The 2,399-nt window shown below is 56.4% G+C and carries 4 protein-coding genes; 2 read left to right on the top strand and 2 right to left on the bottom strand.

Translation table 11 applies throughout. The annotated features are described in order from the left end of the window. Window positions 1–182: 182 nt before the first annotated feature. Together AB1805_17145 and AB1805_17140 are read right to left on the bottom strand one after the other, a co-directional pair. A complete protein-coding gene (locus AB1805_17145; GenBank protein MEW5747157.1) occupies window positions 183–602 on the bottom strand; it encodes a type II toxin-antitoxin system VapC family toxin in 420 nt (139 codons plus the stop codon). Then, window positions 599–850, bottom strand: a complete 252-nt coding sequence (locus AB1805_17140; GenBank protein ID MEW5747156.1) for a type II toxin-antitoxin system Phd/YefM family antitoxin — start codon at window positions 848–850, stop codon at window positions 599–601. The genes AB1805_17145 and AB1805_17140 overlap by 4 nt, the downstream gene beginning before the upstream one ends. Window positions 851–1,110: 260 nt before the next feature. On the opposite strand from AB1805_17140, the gene AB1805_17135 reads away from it, so the two are divergent. Together AB1805_17135 and AB1805_17130 are read left to right on the top strand one after the other, a co-directional pair. Next, window positions 1,111–1,380, top strand: coding sequence for a hypothetical protein (locus AB1805_17135; protein ID MEW5747155.1), 270 nt, complete (start codon window positions 1,111–1,113; stop codon window positions 1,378–1,380). Then, window positions 1,364–2,399, top strand: a 1,036-nt coding sequence (locus AB1805_17130; protein ID MEW5747154.1) for an MCP four helix bundle domain-containing protein, incomplete at its 3' end; no start/stop codon positions are given. The genes AB1805_17135 and AB1805_17130, both read left to right, overlap by 17 nt.

The raw sequence follows: 2,399 nt of genomic DNA, 5'->3' as shown, positions 1-2,399 counted from the left end.
GGCATGGGCAGGCGGGACAACCAGTTCATCATGATCCTCGATGTCGATAGAGTGTTTTCAGCCGACGAGCTTGCCATGGTGCAGCCCTCCGGCCCCGAGGCTGCAAGCAGCGCATAACCACAGCCGCTCCCCCCTGCCCGGCTCGCAACTATGGCCGGGCAGGGGGGGCGGCAAGAGAGCGGTTATTTTACATCCTGCCAGGGGTTGATCACTTCAAGTCCCGGGTAATCGAAGTCCCCTGCATTCCGGGTAACCAGCCGCAATTCGTGGTGCAACGCCGTGGCGGCAAGGAGACTGTCGATAGTGGGGACCGGACGGCCTGCCTCGGCAAGCAGTCTGCCCCAGCGGTCGGCTACGGCAAGATCGACCGGCAGCACCCGCCCGTCGAACCACGCCGGAAGCTCGTGCTCCAGCCAGAGGCGGAGCCTCTCCCGCCTGTTCTTGTCTGCAAGCCTCTCGACACCTTTCCGGATTTCGCCGAGGGTCAGAACGCTTACGAAGAGCGCCTCGGGCGGAACCTGTTCAAGCCATCCGATTACCTGCCTGTTCTGCTGCCGCCGTATCGTCTCCGAGATAACATTGGTATCGAGCAGATAGCTCATGAGATATCAGTTACCCTGGTGAGTGTCTGCTCCCGCTCCAGGTCGAGATCCAGACCGTAAAGAGGCGACCTCCTCATGAAGCGGACGAAACTCTCCCTGGGGTGCTTGAGCCGCTCGTACTCCTCTTTCGAAATGACCACCGCGGTCGGCTCCCCGCGCATCGTAATGGTCTGGGGACCCTCTTTCGAGGCCTGCTTGATCACCTCACTAAGGCGTGCCTTTGCCTCCTGAAGCTGCCATGTCCTCATACGCTCCTCCTTACTAGTCAGACTAGTCTATTATAGCCTCTTTCCTCTCGGAGAGCAAGCCCCGGTCTCTTGTCCCTGGAGGAGTCAACCCGCTCTGGCATTCGGGTATACCATTCCGCCCTTTCAGGGCAGGGTGGTATACCGTGCGCACTCTCTTCTCTTGCTTAAAAACTTTTATTTCAAGCCATTTGCTCATGGCACCGCTTTTGAATATACCTTTTCAGATGATGAAACAGACAGCAATGGAAAGGAGGAGCACCATGAGAAAGAAGAGCGGCATACATCTTTTACTGGCAAGCATCACGTTCAACGCCATTGTGCTGTTCGAGCTTTCGAGGGACTCATTCTACGCGCGCATTCCCGTGGGACCGGATACCGTGGGGCTCGTGATAGGGGGCATAACTGTTGCGGCCATAGCAGCGGTGGTGCTGTTCAACGCCTGTTTCTTCACGCTGCTGCGGAAATTTCTGGCGGTTACGGAATGCAATGAAACCTTAGAAAAGGGAGGATACCATGATCAAGAATCTTAAAATCGGAACCAGGTTGGCAGGAGCATTCGGCATCATCCTCATACTCATTGTCGCACTCATTGTAATTGGAACGGTCAAAATGGGAGATATCCAGAATAACCTGGAGCGTACCGTAAAGGTCAATATTGTCCGTATGGAAGGGGCAAATCAGATGGCTGACTCCGTAAGGGAGATATCGATAGCCATCCGCAACACGCTCCTGGAGAAGAGCGCCGAGAAAAAACAGGAACAAAAGAAGAGGATCGAGGAACTGAGGGCGGAGTACAATGAGGCATTCAAGAAGGTGGAGGACCTGACCTCCAAGGATGACATCAAAGGGCATGAGCTCATCGCCAAGGTCAAGGCCGCTCTTGCGGCGACCAGGCCGCTGAACGACAGGCTCTTCGAGCTTATCGCAGCGAACAGGATTGACGAAGCCACGGACTTCATGAATAAAGAGGTACGGCCGGCGGTCCGCACGAGCATAGATGCAATCGAGCACCTCATAAAGTATCAGGAGGAGCAGAGCGAGAAACGCTATGCCGAGTCGCTGGACGCTTACAAAGGCGCGCGAGCTCTGATGCTGGTCATCGGCGGCATTTCCCTGCTGCTTGCTGTCGTAATGGCGTTCTTCATTACCCGGAGCATCGTTGTGCCTATCAAGGAGGCGGTGAGCGCTTCTCATAGCCTGGCGCAGGGCGACCTTACGCTGCAGCTCAACGCGTCGAGCAAAGATGAGACAGGCCAGCTCCTCGGGGCAATGGGAGATATGGTGAACAAGCTCAAAGAGATTGTCGGCGACGTAAAGTCCGCAGCGGATAATGTAGCCTCGGGCAGCCAGGAGCTGAGCGCCAGTGCCGAGGAGATGTCGCAGGGCGCCACCGAGCAGGCTGCCGCAGCCGAAGAGGCCTCTTCCTCGATGGAGCAGATGTCCTCCAATATCAAGCAGAACGCCGACAATGCGCAGCAGACCGAGAAGATCGCGATAAAGTCGGCCAAAGACGCACAGGAGAGCGGCAAAGCCGTGGTCGAAGCAGTGA

Source organism: Nitrospirota bacterium (assembly GCA_040752355.1).
Taxonomy (GTDB): Bacteria; Nitrospirota; Thermodesulfovibrionia; order Thermodesulfovibrionales; family Dissulfurispiraceae; genus JBFMCP01.
Note: the sequence above shows the minus strand (reverse complement) of the source record. Positions and strands in the feature narration are given on the sequence as shown.

Bases quoted from the DNA above. Each gene is read 5' to 3' on its own strand.
- AB1805_17145 (MEW5747157.1), bottom strand. From the start codon at position 602: ATGAGCTATCTGCTCGATACCAATGTTATCTCGGAGACGATACGGCGG.
- AB1805_17140 (MEW5747156.1), bottom strand. From the start codon at position 850: ATGAGGACATGGCAGCTTCAGGAGGCAAAGGCACGCCTTAGTGAGGTG.
- AB1805_17135 (MEW5747155.1), top strand. From the start codon at position 1,111: ATGAGAAAGAAGAGCGGCATACATCTTTTACTGGCAAGCATCACGTTC.